The following is a 17,900-nucleotide window of genomic DNA, read 5'->3' as shown; positions in this document are numbered from 1 at the left end:
AATATCGATACTCCCATCGTGAGTCGCCATTGATTTCGGGTAGTCTTGGCAACGCTGGTATCGCTGATGTTGTGGGAGAAAACTATGTCGGTTGCGTTAGAGAGCAATGCCGTGTTTATTGCTATCGAATATCTGGCTATTTTCTGTTCTGGCTTGTCCGGAGGTTTAGCTGCAACTCGTAAACACTACGATATTTTTACTATTCTAATAATCTCTTGGGTCACTGCGTTAGGTGGCGGTATTGTTCGCGATGTGCTTTTGGGAAGTCTGCCTCCCGCAGGTATTACTAATAAAGGTTATGTGTTATCGGCATTACTCTCCGGAATCGTCATTGCGGTAGCTCATCCAGAAATAGGTAACCTCACCAGATCGATGGTGGTTGTGGACGCGATGGCCTTAGGCTTGTTTGCTGTCAACGGCACAGCTAAAGCTATGGCTTTTCATACATCCGGAATGACTGCGGTGTTTATGGGTATGTTTACTGCTTTGGCTGGTGGAGTGATTAGGGACGCCTTGCTTAACGAAGTCCCATCAGTGATAAGGGATAAACATTGGTATGCTGTTCCATCATTTGTGGGCTGCATTTTAACTGTTGTGGTCGGGAAATTTGTAGAGGCAGGAAAAATTAATCTTCACGGTGAGATGATTCTCGATATAGCAATTGTTGCTCTGATTGTTGCAATGCGATTGTTATCGGTAAAGTTTAATATTATGCTTCCAGGCGCTTTGGAACGAGAACGTGCGCATCTCAACATGCGTTCTCGCTATTTGCGACGACCTGTAGTGCATCCTCAGATGCATGAAGTGCACAGAGATAACCACGAAGGTTCTGCGCCCCATAATCCGGATGATCTTGCTTGATTTCTGAACAATCTACGTTAGTGTAGGGATTTTTTGTAGCTCTCAATATAGGAAAAGATATATTTGGCTTAATACCAAGGTTTTGCTGTAACGATGAGATTTGAATAATTACAAATCCCTACACTAACGTCGGTATGACTACATATGCTAATCCCCGCATCATCAGGTGCGGGGATTAGCAATGAACAGCTATTGAGCTGAACAGATTAGAGAGCATTAACAGCTGAAGCCAGACCAGACTTGCGGTTTGCGGCTTGATTCTTGTGAATCACACCTTTGCCCGCGGCCTTATCTAGACGCTGAGCTGCAAGTTGGTAAGCAGACTGTGCTGCTGCCTTATCGCCGCTTTCAACGGCTTCGCGTACGGAACGCACTGCCGTCTTGATTGAGCTCTTGACGGCGATGTTGCGCTCGTGCGCCTTATCGTTAGTGATGACGCGCTTCTTCTGCGACTTAATGTTTGCCACTGTTACTCCAAACGACGTGTGTGCTAATTCTTGACAGACAAAGACACAGTCTAACACGCATCGGCGGATAAGGCATCAACGGTCTACGTCCCGTCGACTATTCCAAAGGCCGGTGCCTTCTTGTGGACGAACGAAACATTCGACATACGCTATTCTATATGTATCAAAACATACAATATGTATGATTCGTGTATGGCTTGGCTTCGGTTACTGCAAGTCACAGAGCTTTGCGACTTGCAAGGGCAGGGGAGTCACTATGACGGACATCACCGATACCTCATTGTCGGTCAGGTTCAACAGAGGCAACAGGGTGATGGTGTCCGCACTGATGGTGGTGGCGATGCTGATTGCCCTGATGGTCGCACCTCCTGATTCGGCATATGCCGCAGAACTGAAAACCATTGACACAGTGAGCATGCCTTCGACGTCCATGCAACTTTTCGACTACTGGACGACAGCCGAAGATGTCCCGGACAATACGCCGCCGACCACCTGCAATGCCTGGAAGAGCGCTCTGACATCGGGTATCAACGGGCCAGCCTCGTTGAACAGCGGGGGTGTTCAAGGCGAGGCGTTGAAATTCGCAAAGGATTTGAAATGGCCGCCTTCGGGTTGCAATCTGACGAACTGGGGGTCGAATGCCACCAATCTTTCCGCAGGCAATTCGGTCAAGCAGGGAATAGTTCAACCGGCGCTGCAGGACGATTTCCCCGTTCTCAACGGTTACGGCAACGGTTCATTGGCGTATCTGTTCAATCCGGCAGTCCCGCATGAAGGGCGTGCGAACTACGAAGTCACCGGTGCGAACCTCTTCAAAATGGACGGCAACTACCTGAAATACAATTCCCAGGAGAATTTCGCGTCCTACAACAAGGAAACCAGCCAATTCGACGTGTACAACAAGCCTGCGGTACAGACCGGTTCGAATGTCGGACAGTTCTTCCCCTTCAACACTGCGGAGCAGGTGTTTAGCAATGGCGAAGCAAATGACATCAGTGCAACGGATGCCAAAATAAATCATTTCTTCGGACTCGGGATGCTTTCCACCTTCACACAGCCGCTGGGGGGAGTCGTCGGCAGCGATGACATGGTGTTCGATTTCTCGGGCGACGACGATATGTGGATTTTCATCGACGGCGCATTGATACTCGATCTTGGTGGGTCTCACGCGCCTGCGAGCGGGTCCATAAATTTTCGTACGGGTCAGGTCACCGTCAAAGGCAACAGCGGTCAGGTCATCACCTCCACCACGCTGCAGCAGCAGTACAGCGCAGCGGGACTGACGCCTCCATCTGGCTGGCAGGGCTCGACCTTCGTCGACGGCACGCGACACCGCTTTTCACTGTTCTACCTGGAACGTGGCAATTACCAGTCCAATCTGGAGATTACGACGAATCTGAATTACATGCCGGCAGCCCATATTCAAAAAACGGACATCGCCGGGAACAATGTCCAGACGCCGGCTGGGCAGTCCGCTGAGTTTGATTTGTACAATACCGCCGCCGACTACGATATTTCCGGGGACGAAGCTACGAAAGTCGGGAGTTTCAGTACGGACGAGGACGGTGCCATCACTTTCGTGGATGAGCAGACCGGAGCGCAGATGAACTTCGGCAGATTCCCCACACCATACTTCGTGCTGAAAGAGACGAAATCCCCACCCGGCTATGCGCTGTTGCTTAATGCCATCAAACTCGAATTCATTCCTGTGAGCCAGGCGGACGGCACGGTAATACCAGGAACCGGCACTCTGAATGTGGTGAATTATTACGAGACCGGTGTGGAAACCAGTTTCGACTCGTGGGCCACTCCGGTGAACTCATCGATATACCGTTGGTGCCCGGGGGAAAGCGACAGCCCGGGATACAACGAGAACACCTCCGGGCAATGTCCCGAGGGAACGAAAACGGTATTCGACCTGAACGACGTGAGGCAGGCCGTCACCGATGGGGGCGGATTGAAAGCCGTCGTGGTGCACGCTCCGGGCGATCATGATGTGGATTTTCCCGACGCCGATACGCAGGTGACGAATCCGGATGCCTCTGGCTCGTGGCAGCATACCGGCTACCATCTGATGAACGGTTCCAGCACCACCGGATGGCGAAAAATCATGCCGGAAACCGATATCGCCGCGGGACAATACATGGCCGTCACTACGGACAGCGCAGGGGTGTTGAAAAACTCCGACATCAGCAGTGCGAAGGTGTACGATTTCGACCCCTACGGCTCGACGTTCAGAGTCGGAGCCACCGACCTCCCCGGCATGATTACGGATTACAACATTCCGAACCGTACCGAGCTGAACTTCGATGTGCTGTACTATCTCGACACCGGCAACGGTGGGGAGAAGATTTTGCTGGATTACAACTCATTCTCACGACAGCGCGTGTCGGATATCATCATTCCCAACACCCCGGAACTTATCAGAGTGCGTAAAGTCGATGCCGACGGCAATCCGCTGCGCAATGTTGGGTTCAAGATATTCACCGACAAACAGTGCGCCGAGGCGACGCAGGCGGGCACATGCAATGATGCCCAGAAACTGACATCAGAAAAATTCACTGATGAGAACGGATACGTGACCTTCACCGCGGCGGATGTGCTGAACCCGTATTCGTACGGGCAGTATTATCTCAAGGAAAGCACTCCGCCAGTCGAAGGCTTCCAGAGCAATCCGAATGCGGTTACGCTGACATACTCGCCTGGAGGGTACTTCGCCGATGCAGGCACCAGTGACCTCAGTGCCAATAATCCTTCGGCAGGTGAAGCGTACACGGCTCGGAGCTACGACCCGGATAACGTGGTCTCCGTCGAACTGGAGCTCAATCGCATCAAAGCTCCCATCGTCGGTCGAGGGCAGAACGATCCGGTCACCGGCATCGACAGACTGGCGAATCTGAGCAGTGTTACCGGGAAGCTCTTCACGCTTGGGCTCGGACAGACAGCGCCAAGCACATCGTCGTTCGACAGGTCACAATGGGCGGACAGCGGCACAGCGTTGGCGTTGACCTACGACTATGGCCAAGATACATGCGCCCGCGTTGAAAGCGGGGTCACCACAAATCTTCCCTGCACTGGACCACAGGACCATACCGCCACCTGGGTGACCCAGGCAGAGGGCAAGTACCGGAACGTGCAGGCCAGTGAATCCACCCATGTGACGGTTGACTCGGGTTATGCCAGTTTCGCCATGTTCCCCACCGACAACTCTTCAGCTCCTGAAGCATGGGATTCGGCATCGCAAGGCGCATGGCAGGACAACGAAATCACCTTCGGCTTTTCCATTCAGAAAACCATCGTGATGAAGAACCTGCCCGAACGAAGCACGCTCACCGTCGAAAAGTGGGCGAAACAACTGTTGGAGACCTCGTACCACAAGGCGGGGGGCTACACCTTCGCCTTGTATCGCAAGGCAGACCCAACAACGGCTTTAGGGGATGTTCATGACGTCTCGGACATCCTCATCGGTAGTTGCACCAGCGCCGATATCACCGGCGTGTGCTCCCTCGACATCACCAATTTCGGGGATTTCTTCTGGGAGGAGACCGGGGTTCCGGCAGGAGAGCAACTGCCTGAGCGTCGAACCTCCGCGATAATGCACATCAATGCCTCAAACGCAGGCACGTCGCCAAGTCCCATGCAGTTCTATAACCCACGCAATCCAGGTCAGATACGTTTCCTGAAATATGCGCAGGACCCTGATGACAGCCAGAACACTTCTCTGGTGCTGGCGGGAGCGGTATTCGAAGTATGGAGCGATGCGGGCGGGGTGAGCAAAGGCCAGTTGAAGGGCAGCTGCACGACCGGCGCCGACGGTAGCTGCAGTGTTGAGGATTTGGCACCAGGAGACTATGTATACCGCGAGTGCAAAGCACCGAGTGGGTTTGGCTATGTCGTGGTTGAGAACGGCTGTTCGGCACTCTCCGGCATCACCGTGCAGACGCCCAGCGAACCGGATGCGATTGCTATAAGCGACGCCGAAGTGTCGAATACGGCGTTGCCGACGCCATTGACGGTCGCCAAAGTGAGCCTTGACAATCTGCAGATAGTCGACGGTGCCACCTATGGCTTATACCGCATGGCAGGCAATAATCCCGGCGCGTCAGACGACGAGGTGTGGCGATGCACCACGGGCGGCGCACTCAAGAACTGTACCGTCAATGCACCCACACTTGGCCGGTACTACTGGAAGGAAATCACCGCTCCAAGCGGGTACGATCTCAACCCATGTCCATTTCCGAATAGCACAGGCTTCTATGTTGATTGCCTCAGTGGTTTCAGTCCGATAGTAGTAACCACAGGAAATGTGGGGCAGGCTACTCAGTTCGCCGTCACGACCGCGAATGATTGGCAGACATGGACCACCCTGAGCATCCGCAAAACTGCACTCGTAGGCGGTGCCCCGCTGGAAGGTGCGAAATTCGCCCTGTACCGCATGGATTCCGATCCCTCCGGCAGCGTTGCCCCTGAAACGCCTGACCCTGCGGACGCCAGAATTGACGATTGCACGACTGATGCCAGTGGTACGTGTGATGTCGGTCAATTGCCCTGGGGAAAGTATTACTGGGTGGAAGAGATAGCGCCTGAAGGCTACGAACTGCCTCATAGGGTGACCTCGGAACTGATTGTGATAGACAGCGGCAATGCCGGGACGACAGCTTGGACGAACCAGGAGTACACCTTCAACAATCCCAGGAATCCTGGGAAAATCGTCATCAGCAAATTCCGCAGCACCAGTGAAGGCGTGCTGACCTCCACAGCGCTCGCAGATGCGACGTTCATGGTCTACGAAGACACGGATTCCTCCGGGGACTTTGACATCGCCCATGACAAACAGGTCGGCGGCTGCACGACATCGGATGTGCACACACCGGACCCCGACGGCTTCGGCAGCTGTTCCGTGCAGGACCTCAACACCTCGACCGCGAACAATCGTGTGAACCGCTACTTCGTGGTCGAAACCGATGCCCCGCAGGAATACCAGTTGCCGGCGAATCCGGTCAGCAATGCCATCACCTTGTCCGGTGAACCGGGTGACGACGCGGCAACTTATGAATACCATGTCGGCAATGTTCCGCAGAAGAGTTCGGTATTGGTCAGGAAAATCGATGCGAGCGAGGGCACGGCGCTCGCGGGCGCCGTATTCGAACTCTATGAGGCGAGTGGCGTGAGTGACAACACACCGGTGGGCGGTCCGGTGGATTCCTGCACAACGCGTGGCGATCAACCAGGTACTGAACTCTACGGTTCGTGTGCCGTGGAGCTTGAGGACTTCGGAAATTATGTATGGAAGGAGATTGCCGCACCACAAGGGTACGCGCTACCTGACAATCCTCTGAGCGAGGTGGTGTCAATCACTCAGGGAGGCAGTGTCTCTTCCGCAGTGACTATGTCCGACGAGCAGAAACTCACCGACCTCAAGCTGAAAAAATATGCGAGTGACAGTTCGACGGCTCTTGAAGGTGCTTCATTTGCCTTGTACCGTGCGGCGAATACCGGGCAGCAGCCAGGAGATCAGCATGCTGCGGAGGACCTGAAAGTCGGGCAATGCAGCAGTGACGCCTCCGGGGTATGTGAGGTCTCGCAACTGCCCTTCGGCACGTATTTCTGGGAGGAGGTCGGCGCTCCGAGCGGATACGCCTTGCCGAAGGACCGTACAACGGCATTGATTACCGTGGATGCGAGCAATGCAGGAACCCAACTGCCGACAGTGGCCTTCCACGACCCTGTAACTTCCGGCAGTATCAAGGTTCGGAAATTCGCCCGAGGTGACGATGGTGGTTCCGACACTTCGAAACCCTTGGGAGGTGCCGTATTCGTATTGCATGCGGACAGCAATAGCAACGGTGAATATGAGGCTGCTACCGATATTGAACTGAACGACTGTCGGACGGCATCCTCATCCGGTGAATGCTCATTCGAACGATTGGCGCCTGGAGCATATTTCGTTGAGGAGCGAACGGCACCCCTTGGATATGAGTTACCCGTCCAGAACGTGAGTCCGGTTATCATCCTGAGTGATGAGGGTTACGATGCGCAGGGCAATCCGGAAGTGACCACATTCGTGTATACCGTTGCGGATAGAGCGAAGCCGAGTTCATTGACTGTGCGCAAAATCGACGCGGAGACGACTGCACCGCTGTATGGAGCGAAGTTCGAACTCTATCGGGACACTTCGGGCACTGGTGTGTACGACCCAAGCACGGTGAGCCTGGTGAATGCGTGCGTGACGACGGCTGCGGAAACCGGCAGTTGCACGGTCACTGGATTGGACCTTGGCATCTATTTCTGGAAGGAAGTTCAGGCTCCTGTCGGATATGAGTTGCCCTCGCAGGTGGTTGGCGACCCGAATCGCATAACGGTGCCGGACACGCATAACGAGAGTGCACCCACCATCTTCGAGGACGAGGCAAAACAGACGGCACTGCGATTGCTGAAAGTTGATATATCCCAAGCGCCGTTGGCCGGAGCGCAATTCGATTTGTATCGTGCTGCCGACCCCACGGTCACTCCGGGAGACACCCATCAGAGCGGGGATGACAAGGTCGCTTCGTGCACCAGTGACGGTAGCGGCATCTGCGAGGTCGCCGGTCTGGCATTCGGCTCGTATTACTGGGAGGAAACGGTTGCTCCTCCTGCGCATACCCTGCCTACGGATCGCACATCGGCGTTGATGCACATTACCCCGGAGAACGCCGGTACTGCAATCCCCGCCTTGCGATTCACTAATCCCAGAAATCCCGGAAGTATCACCGTGGTGAAGACCGCCTCGAATGATGTCAGCCGCAGACTAGGCGGGGCACGGTACGTCCTGTTCGTCGACGATCACACTCCTGGTGTGCTTACGCCGGAAGACAGTCGTATGGGGGAGTGCACCACATCCTATGCGGATGGCAGCTGCACCTTTGAAGACCTCGCAGTCGATGCTGGCGGGCAACGCTATTATCTGCGAGAGCTCTCCGCTCCTCTGGGGTATACGCTTTCGGACGAGGTGTATGAACTCACGCTCAGTGATACCGTCACATCTCTGACCCAGACGGTAAGCGATACGCCGAAGCGTTCACGGCTGTCGGTACTCAAGGTCGATGCGGATGATTACACGCCGTTATCCGGGGCAAGGTTCACCTTGTTCCGAGATAACAACGGCAACGGAGTGGTTGACGATACTGATGCAGCGGTCAACAGCTGCACCACCGAAGTTATCCCGGCCAATCCTGACGGCCGCTGCTCGGTGGAAGTGGACAGCTTCGGAAGCTTCCTGTGGGTCGAGAGTGTTGCGCCACCAGGCTATGAGCTACGGCAAGGCGTGGTGGGAACGGTGTATGTCGAACCTTTCAACGCCGGCGACGGACTGGATCTTCTTATTCCGACCGTGGTAAGCGATAGGAAGTCCACAACTAGTCTGAAGGTGCGGAAAAGCGATGCGCAGACCGGCGAAGCTTTGGCGGGAGCCGTATTCGACCTCACCTTGGACATCAACGGCGATGGTGAGGTCGACGATGGCGATGCGTATATCAATAGCTGCACTTCGGGCCTTGACGGCATGTGCACCGTATTTGTCGATGACTTTGCACGCTATCTGTTTACCGAGCGCAGCGCTCCGAAAGGGTATCAACACGATGAACGATGGGTGGGAGCGGTGAACGTCACCGCCGAGAATGCGGGTACGGCAGTCGTGTCCTTGGCCCTCGCAGACCAACAGATACGCTCGACGCTGACCGTTCATAAAGCCGATGCAGATAATCCGGAGCGTGTTCTTTCCGGTGCAGGCTTTGCTTTGTTCCGCTACGACGGTGATGCCTCGTCATTGCCTGTCGATAGCTCACTTGAGGCGGTTTCCCAACGTATCGGGCAGTGCGACAGTGATGCCAGTGGCGGATGCTCCATCGGTGATTTGATATTCGGCACGTATTTCTGGAAGGAGTTCAAGGCACCGAAAGGCTACGCTCTGCCTGAAAATCTATATTCAGAGACTATTGTTATCAATAGTGACAATGCGGGAAGTAAACAGTTGATACAGACGCTATTTCTTGATACTGCAATTTCTGAGCCGCCTACTCCTACACCTCCACCTACGCCAACACCTGATAAACCGACCCCTACGCCTACTCCTACAACACCCACGCCTCCACCTACGCCCACACCACAGACCCCGACGCCCGACCAACCAATACCGAATACGACACTTCCTAGCTCACCTTCGGAGCCACCCTCTGTGGGTAGCAGCGAAGTAACTTCGCAGCCAGCGATTGCGTCAACAGGTACCTCGGTGGTAGGAGTCATCTGGGCGGCGTTAGGATTGATGTTTCTTGCTGTGCTGGGTATCTATGTATCGAGACATCATCGACTGCGGTAACAACTCAGAAACTGTGCAATTAGGCATGCGAAAGAGGGTAGTGCGCAGCGTGTCGTGTGCCTGATTGCACAGTTTCGGTATCAGGGACGTATACGTAACAGGGTAGAGTTGAGCATCGGGTTGTGTGAGCGACCCGAGAACTGTTAAGGAGTCAACTCTGGTGTCTGAGCCGAATAACCAAGCTGGTTTCACTGACCAGTCGCTTATCCGCAATTTCTGCATAATCGCGCATATCGACCACGGTAAGTCGACTGTAGCTGATCGTATATTGCAGCTGAGCAATATTGTTTCTCAGCGGGAGATGCGTGATCGTTTTCTCGATCGTATGGATATCGAGCAAGAGCGTGGTATTACCATCAAATCCCAGGCAGTTCGTGTTCCTTGGACAGTTAATGGTCAGCAATATACGCTCGGTATGATTGATACACCAGGCCATGTTGATTTCACCTACGAGGTATCTCGTGCGCTTGCGGCCTGCGAAGGCGCAGTGCTGCTAGTAGATGCGACGCAAGGCATTGAAGCACAAACACTTTCCAATTTGTATATGGCTATTGAGCACGACTTAACGATTATTCCAGTGCTTAACAAAATCGATTTGCCCAGTGCTGAAACAGAGAAACACGCTGAAGAAATAGCAGGGCTAATCGGTTGTGATGTTAGCGAAGTACTGCGCGTTTCAGGTAAAACTGGTGAAGGAGTCGAACAGCTGCTCAATCGCATCGTTGAAGAGATTCCTGCTCCATCGGGCGATCCTACTGCGCCCGCACGAGCATTGATATTTGACTCCGTATATGACTCATACCGCGGCATCGTAACCTATATTCGTATGGTCGATGGCGAGTTGAAATCTCGTGAAAAGATTCGCATGATGGGCTTAGGCACCGTTCATGATCCGATTGAGCTGGGAGTTATCAGCCCCGATATGGTTCCGACGAAGGCGCTTGGCGCCGGTGAGGTCGGATATGTCATAACTGGAGTGAAAGATGTAGGCCAGTCTAAGGTCGGCGACACTGTCACCACAGAATCCCGGCGTGCAGATACTCCACTACCTGGCTATCGTGAGCCGAAGCCCATGGTGTATGCAGGTTTGTTCCCTATCGATAATGCGCAATTTCCTGACTTGAGGGATGCGCTTGACAAGCTCAAATTGAATGATGCCGCTCTGATTTATGAGCCGGAGACTTCAGTGGCTTTAGGATTTGGTTTCCGATGTGGATTCCTTGGATTGCTGCATATGGAAATTGTCGCTGAACGACTCAGTCGTGAGTTTGACCTTGACTTGATTTCCACCGCGCCAAATGTTACCTACGATGTGACAATGGAAGACGGTACTTTGCACCATGTCAACAATCCGAGTGAATTCCCAGAGGGTAAGGTCAAGAAGATTGTTGAACCTGTCGTAGCTGCCGATATTATTACTCCCAAGGAATTCATCGGGGCTGTGATGGAATTGTGCCAAGATCATCGTGGACAGATGGGCACTATGGAGTACATCAGCACAGATCGTGTGGAAATGCACTACACTATGCCCTTAGCTGAGATTGTTTTTGACTTCTTTGACCAGCTTAAGAGTCGCACAAAAGGTTATGCCAGCCTTGACTATCACGAATCAGGTGAGCAAAGCGCAGATCTGGTTAAAGTGGATATCCTTATTCAAGGTGAGAAGGTTGACGCATTTAGCGCTGTGGTGCATCGTGATAAGGCCTATGCCTATGGCGTGATGATGACGAAAAAACTCCGTGAACTGATTCCTCGTCAACAATTTGAAATACCCATTCAAGCTGCTATCGGTTCGCGCATCATAGCTCGAGAAACAATACGTGCTTTGCGTAAGGATGTGCTTGCCAAGTGTTATGGCGGGGATATCAGTAGAAAGCGCAAGCTTCTAGAAAAGCAGAAGGCAGGTAAAAAGCGCATGAAAATGTTAGGACGCGTTGAAGTGCCGCAGGAGGCATTCATCGCCGCGCTGAGTACCGACGATTCCACAGATCGCGACACCAAAGATAAAATCCGTGCCGCATCCAAAAAAGAAAACTGAATAGTCTGATTACTCATATCACCATAGATAAGTGTGTTAACCGAGGCATGCTATCGAAATATCGGCATCAATTTTGCTGAGAACAGCTGAGGTCTAGTCATATTGAGGAGGGAAAACAAATGACTTTTGAGTTATACATTCATGTACCGTTTTGCCTCCGACGCTGTGGATATTGTGATTTCAACACATACACGGCGATGGACCTCGGTGAGGGTGCCAGCAGATCGAATTTCGCCAATATGGCAATTCAGGAAATGGCTATTCTCAAACGGTGGCAGCTTGAACATGGCATCGTCGAACCTCCAATTTCGACGGTCTTCTTCGGCGGCGGCACCCCGACGACTTTACCGGCTGACGACTTGGTGAGACTGGTGAAGGCAGCGGGCGAAGTATGGGGCATCGAAGCTGACGCTGAAATTACCACTGAGGCAAATCCTGATACCGTTGATGAGTCGTATCTGGCAACGTTGAAAGCTGGTGGCTTCACCAGAGTGTCATTCGGCATGCAATCGGCCGTGCCCCATGTGCTAAAAACGTTAGATCGTACACATACGCCAGCGAATGTGAGCTCGAATGTGGCTGCCGCAAAACATCTTGGTCTCGAGGTTAGTGTTGATCTGATTTATGGCACGCCAGGGGAGAGCATCGAAGACTGGAGGTTAAGCGTAGAAACCGCATTGGCACTCGACGTTACACATATTTCCGCATATGCGCTTTCTTTGGAGCCGACAACAAAGATGGGACGTCAGGTGCGGCGCGGCGAATTGCCGTCACCAGATGACGATGATGAAGCGAGCAAATACGAGATCGCTGACAATCTGTTCTCTCAAGCAGGTTTGCGTTGGTATGAAATCTCCAATTGGGCAAAACCAGGTTTTGAGTCTCGACATAATCTTGGGTATTGGAGAAATGTGGATTGGGCAGCTATTGGCCCGGGTGCACACTCCCATTACAATCAGCTTGACGGTCGCCATATTGTCAACGATTCCTCTTCTTCGCGCGACGTGGGAGAGTGCTATGGCATCAGAGCTTGGGATATTGCTTTTCCCCGTGTTTGGGCACATCAACTGAATCAACATACCTTGCCATGGAAAGATGCCGAGTTCATTCATCGCACTGAGAATATCGAAGAGACAGTTATGTTGGGTTTGAGGCTTCGTGAGGGACTGTCTGTGTCTCGCATTGAGGATGTCGCTGCTTCAGCACCTAGTCAAGCTACGCTGCGACAGCTGCATGAAGAAGGTTTAATTGAAGAGCCTTCTTCAAGGATTGTCCCAACTCTTAGAGGTCGCTTACTCAATGATGCGTTAATTGGGCGGGTGCTCGATTCTATAGAATATGAACTTTCGTAGAAGCTACAATCCGCTTTGGACTCGTAGCATGGAACGCAAAAATTTGCCCTGAGGTAAGCACTACATTGTGCGTGATCTCGATATCAATTTGTTGAAATAACAGGTGTTTAAGACACAAACCTGGCTGTTGCTGCGACTCGCTCCGCCGTAATTTGGACGTCAAAACAGGGTTTGGAGTGTGGACGCTGTACTCTGTTTAAGAATATCAATGAGACCCTTGTGGTTCTCCCCTGCCCATAGAAGAGGTGATTTCGGTGACCTTAAAAGCCCCGCTAGATCTCACGATCCACGCTCCACACGGGATGTACGACCCGAATGCGGAGCATGACGCCTGCGGTGTGGGTATGGTCGCTACGCTCAATAAAGTACCTGAGCGTCAAATTGTTGAGAACGCCATTGAGGTGTTGATGAATCTCGATCATCGAGGTGCTGTCGGCGCAGAGGAAAACACTGGTGACGGTGCCGGAATACTGCTGAGTATGCCTGATGAATTCATGCGCGCTACTACGGATGTTGCACTGCCAGAACTTGGTGCCTATGCAGCAGGAATGGCTTTCCTCGATCGTGATATTGCTACGAGCAGCCAGCAGGAACAGAGGATTGCTGCCATTGCACAAGAAGAAGGTCTGACGGTTCTTGCGTGGCGCGTGGTCCCCACTAATCCTGATGGTCTTGGTTTACAAGCTCTAGCTACAATGCCGTCTTTTAAAACCTTAGTTCTAGCCGATGAAGATGCTAAGATCACTGGCTTTGATCTTGAACGACGTGTTTTCCGAGTACGCAAGCGTGCTGAACACGAAGTGGGTGTGTATTTTGCCTCGTTATCCACACGGACACTGACGTATAAAGGTATGTTGACCACTAAACAGCTGCGCCCGTTCTTCCCTGATTTATCTGACGAAGGAATGAAGGCGCAGATTGCTATCGTCCATTCACGTTTTTCGACGAATACTTTCCCAAGCTGGCCTTTAGCTCAGCCCTTCCGCTTATTAGCTCACAACGGCGAAATTAACACAATCCAAGGCAATCGCAATTGGGTTTCTGCTCGTGAGGGACGGTTGAATTCTCAGGCGCTTGGCGATATGCCTTCGTTGTTGCCCATTAATACACCTGGTTATTCGGACTCTGGTACTTTCGATGAAACCTTGGAGCTCCTCCATCTTGCTGGGCGATCGCTGCCACATGCGGTACTCATGATGCTTCCTCCAGCGTGGGAAAAAGATCAAACACTTGATCCCGATGTAAAAGCGTTCTATGAATACAACAACACCTTGATTGAGCCATGGGACGGTCCCGCCAACATTGTGTTTACTGATGGTACTTTGGTCGGTGCTCAGCTTGACCGCAATGGTTTGCGACCAGGCCGTTGGCAACTCACTAAAGACGGCCATGTCGTATTGGCTTCTGAGGCTGGTGTACTCAATGAAATTCCACAGCACGATATCGTTGCTAAAGGACGGCTTGAACCAGGACGGATGTTCCTTGTTGATACCGCGTCAGGCAGGATTGTTCCTGATGAGGAGATTAAGAGTGATTTAGCCGCGCAACACCCATACCGCCAGTGGGTCGAGGGCAATAGTGTTGAGATGAACGAATTGCCGACTCGTGAGCATGTAAGCCATTCGGGTATGTCAGTGCAGCGTAGACAGCGAGCATTCGGCTATACCGAAGAGGATTTGAAGCTCCTCCTCGCACCAATGGCAAATACCGGCAAGGAACCGCTAGGTTCAATGGGTAACGATGCGCCTATGGCGGTGCTTTCGTCACGTTCAAGGATGCTATTTGATTACTTCACACAGAAATTCGCGCAGGTAACCAATCCGCCTCTGGACTGGGAACGCGAAGAAATAGTGACCTGTTTGGAATCAGCAATTGGTCCAGAACCTAATTTGCTCGAAGATTCTGAATTGCATGCTAAAAAGATTCTTATTCCTTTGCCAGTAGTTGATTCAGATCAAATGGCACAACTTAAGCGGCTTGACAAAGCAAAGATTCTTGGTGGTTATTACAAGCCTTATACGGTTCGTGGTCTGTATCAGGTTGCTGGTGGTGGCGAAGCAATGAGTCATCGTTTGGAAGAGATATTCTCCGAAGTTGATGCCGCTATCGCTGAAGGTAAGAATTTCATTGTCCTTTCCGACCGTGATTCGAACCATACTTGGGGCCCGATTCCTTCGTTGTTGCTTACTAGTGCTGTGCAACACCACTTACTGAGACGCCACACACGTACTCAGGTTTCTTTGGCTGTTGAAGCTGGAGATGTGAGAGAGGTGCATCATGTTGCTCTGCTCATCGCATACGGAGCTGCATGTGTTAACCCCTACTTGGCTTTGGAGTCTGTTGAGAACCTTTCAGCAAATGGATATGTGAAAGTCAGCGCATCGAGGGCTTCTGAAAATCTCATCAAAGCTCTCAGCACCGGTGTTCTCAAAATTATGAGCAAGATGGGTGTGAGCACCATTATGTCGTACCGTGGCTCTCAACTCTTCGAGGCTGTGGGACTAGATGAGCACACTGTTGAGGAGTACTTCACAGGTACTACCTCACGCGTCGGCGGTGTAGGTCTGACCGAGCTCGCCGAAGAAGTGGCCATTAGACATCGTGTCGCTTATCCAACCCAGTGGACTGCTCGTCCTCACAGGAATTTGCGAACAGGTGGCGATTATAAGTGGCGCCGCACTGGTGAGGATCATCTCAATGATCCTGACGCTATTTTCTTGCTGCAACAGTCTACGCAACGTGGCAATTACGATATGTTCAAGCAGTATTCTGCACATATCAATGACGCGTCGAACCGTTTGATGACTCTGCGCGGCCTGATGAAATTTGATTCTCATCGCAAAGCTATTGATATCAACGAGGTTGAAGCAGCTAGTGAGATTGTTAAACGTTTCTCCACTGGTGCGATGAGTTATGGCTCAATTTCTCAAGAAGCTCACGAGACCCTAGCTATAGCGATGAATCAGATTGGCGCGCGCTCCAATTCCGGTGAAGGCGGAGAATCAGATGATCGTATTAGTGATCCTGCACGAACGAGCCGTATCAAACAAATTGCTTCTGCACGCTTCGGCGTGACCAGCGATTATCTTGTTTCGGCAACGGATTTGCAAATCAAACTCGCACAAGGTGCAAAACCTGGCGAGGGAGGGCATCTTCCGGGCGCTAAGGTTCCACCGTGGATTGCTAAAGTACGTCATGCCACTCCAGGTGTTGAGCTAATTTCACCACCGCCGCATCACGATATTTATTCCATTGAAGACCTGAAACAGTTGATTAATGATGCGAAGATGGCTAATCCAAAGGCACGCATCCATGTCAAGCTCGTTTCAGAGTTTGGTGTAGGAACAATCGCGGCTGGTGTGGCTAAATGCCATGCCGACGTAGTGTTGATTTCAGGCTACGACGGCGGTACTGGTGCGGCTCCGCTTAACGCTATTAAGCATGCTGGTACTCCTTGGGAAATAGGTCTGTCAGAAACACAGCAAACCCTCATCCTTAATGGCCTGCGCAGCAGAATCGTCGTGCAATGTGACGGCGAGTTGAAAACGGGTAGAGATGTGGTTGTTGCTGCCTTGCTGGGTGCTGAAGAATTTGGTTTTGCTACAGCTGCACTTATGGTCGAAGGTTGCGTCATGATGCGTGCTTGCCATAAGAACACATGCCCGCAAGGTATTGCAACGCAAGATCCTGAATTGCGTGCACGCTTCACTGGAAAACCTGAGCATGTGGTGAACTTCTTCATGTACATTGCAGAAGAAGTGCGTGAGATTCTTGCTGAGTTAGGTTTCAGAACGCTCGAAGAAGCAGTCGGTCATGTGGAGTGCCTTGATCAGAACGAGGCAATCAAACGCTGGAAGTCTGGTGGTATCGATCTCAGTAATGTGTTGATGCCCGCAGGACCAACACCTGGCACGGTGCTTCATCACACCATCGACCAGAAACACGACTTGGACAAGGCTATTGACAATCAATTTATTGCTTTGGCACAAGCTGCTCTTGAGCACAAAGAACCAGTCAGAATCGATTTGCCGATTCGCAATGTGAACCGTACCGTCGGCACGATGTTGGGATACGAGATTACGAAGCGATACAAAGCTGAGGGTCTGCCAGATGACACTATTGATTTGACCCTTCACGGTTCAGGGGGTCAATCTCTGGGGGCGTTTATACCCAAGGGAGAGACGCTCAGAGTCTATGGCGAAGTCAATGATTACGCAGGCAAAGGTCTTTCGGGAGGACGGATTATTGTTCGACCACCTGAGGATATTCAGTTTGATCCCCATAACAATGTGATTTGTGGCAATGTGACTGGCTTTGGAGCTACATCTGGCGAGATGTTCGTTGCTGGTTTAGCAGGGGAGCGTTTTGCTGTGCGTAATGGCGGCGCAAGCTTTGTAGTCGAAGGTGTCGGAGACCACGGTTGCGAGTACATGACTGGCGGAACTGTGCTAGTTCTTGGTAAGACGGGCAGGAACTTTGGTGCTGGCTTCTCAGGTGGTAATGCATATGTGCTTGATTTGGATATGACACGAGTTAATCCGAGCGCTGCTGTAAACGGTTCTTTGCAATTCCTACCTCTTGATGAGCATCATGCATCAGTAGTTCACGAGTTAGTTAAACGTCATGCTGAGGAGTGCGATTCCGCCATTGCTAAGGAATTGCTGAAGAATTGGCAGACTTCAATCACACGTTTTACTCACGTTGTCCCAACGCAATACCTAGCTATGACCAAGGTTATGGATCAGGCACAACGCGATAATGTTGATTTCAACGAGCCAGGCGCTTGGGAAAACGTGTACGAGCACGTCATGGAAGGAGCTCACTGA

The 17,900-nt window shown here is 51.9% G+C and carries 6 protein-coding genes; 5 read left to right on the top strand and 1 reads right to left on the bottom strand.

Annotated features, from left to right (window positions below; genetic code table 11):
* The first annotated feature begins 84 nt into the window (after positions 1-84).
* Positions 85-861, top strand: coding sequence for a trimeric intracellular cation channel family protein (locus tag LKI20_RS06390; RefSeq protein ID WP_291771746.1), 777 nt, complete (start codon positions 85-87; stop codon positions 859-861).
* A gap of 206 nt (positions 862-1,067) precedes the next feature.
* Here LKI20_RS06390 and rpsT read toward each other — a convergent pair whose 3' ends face one another.
* The gene (gene rpsT / locus LKI20_RS06385; RefSeq protein ID WP_291771742.1) at positions 1,068-1,328 is read right to left on the bottom strand and encodes a 30S ribosomal protein S20; all 261 of its coding nucleotides are present in this window, start codon (positions 1,326-1,328) and stop codon (positions 1,068-1,070) included.
* A gap of 256 nt (positions 1,329-1,584) precedes the next feature.
* Here rpsT and LKI20_RS06380 point away from each other — a divergent pair, with 256 nt between their 5' ends.
* The 4 genes from LKI20_RS06380 (at position 1,585) to gltB (ending at position 17,900) form a co-directional block, all read left to right on the top strand.
* Complete coding sequence (locus LKI20_RS06380; RefSeq protein WP_291771739.1) at positions 1,585-9,684, top strand: SpaA isopeptide-forming pilin-related protein; 8,100 nt, start codon at positions 1,585-1,587, stop codon at positions 9,682-9,684.
* A gap of 160 nt (positions 9,685-9,844) precedes the next feature.
* Entirely contained in the window at positions 9,845-11,722 is a 1,878-nt protein-coding gene (gene lepA, locus LKI20_RS06375; protein WP_291771735.1) for a translation elongation factor 4, read from the top strand.
* A 119-nt stretch (positions 11,723-11,841) separates the two neighbouring features.
* On the top strand, positions 11,842-13,074 hold the full coding sequence (gene hemW, locus LKI20_RS06370) for a radical SAM family heme chaperone HemW (RefSeq protein WP_291771733.1): 1,233 nt from the start codon (positions 11,842-11,844) through the stop codon (positions 13,072-13,074).
* A gap of 254 nt (positions 13,075-13,328) precedes the next feature.
* Positions 13,329-17,900, top strand: coding sequence for a glutamate synthase large subunit (gene gltB, locus LKI20_RS06365; protein WP_291771729.1), 4,572 nt, complete (start codon positions 13,329-13,331; stop codon positions 17,898-17,900).

It is taken from the genome of Bifidobacterium sp. (assembly GCF_022647885.1).
In the GTDB taxonomy this organism is placed as follows: domain Bacteria; phylum Actinomycetota; class Actinomycetes; order Actinomycetales; family Bifidobacteriaceae; genus Bombiscardovia.
This window is presented reverse-complemented; position numbering and strand designations above follow the sequence as displayed.

Bases quoted from the DNA above. Each gene is read 5' to 3' on its own strand.
- LKI20_RS06380 (WP_291771739.1), top strand. From the start codon at position 1,585: ATGACGGACATCACCGATACCTCATTGTCGGTCAGGTTCAACAGAGGC.
- LKI20_RS06390 (WP_291771746.1), top strand. From the start codon at position 85: ATGTCGGTTGCGTTAGAGAGCAATGCCGTGTTTATTGCTATCGAATAT.
- hemW (WP_291771733.1), top strand. From the start codon at position 11,842: ATGACTTTTGAGTTATACATTCATGTACCGTTTTGCCTCCGACGCTGT.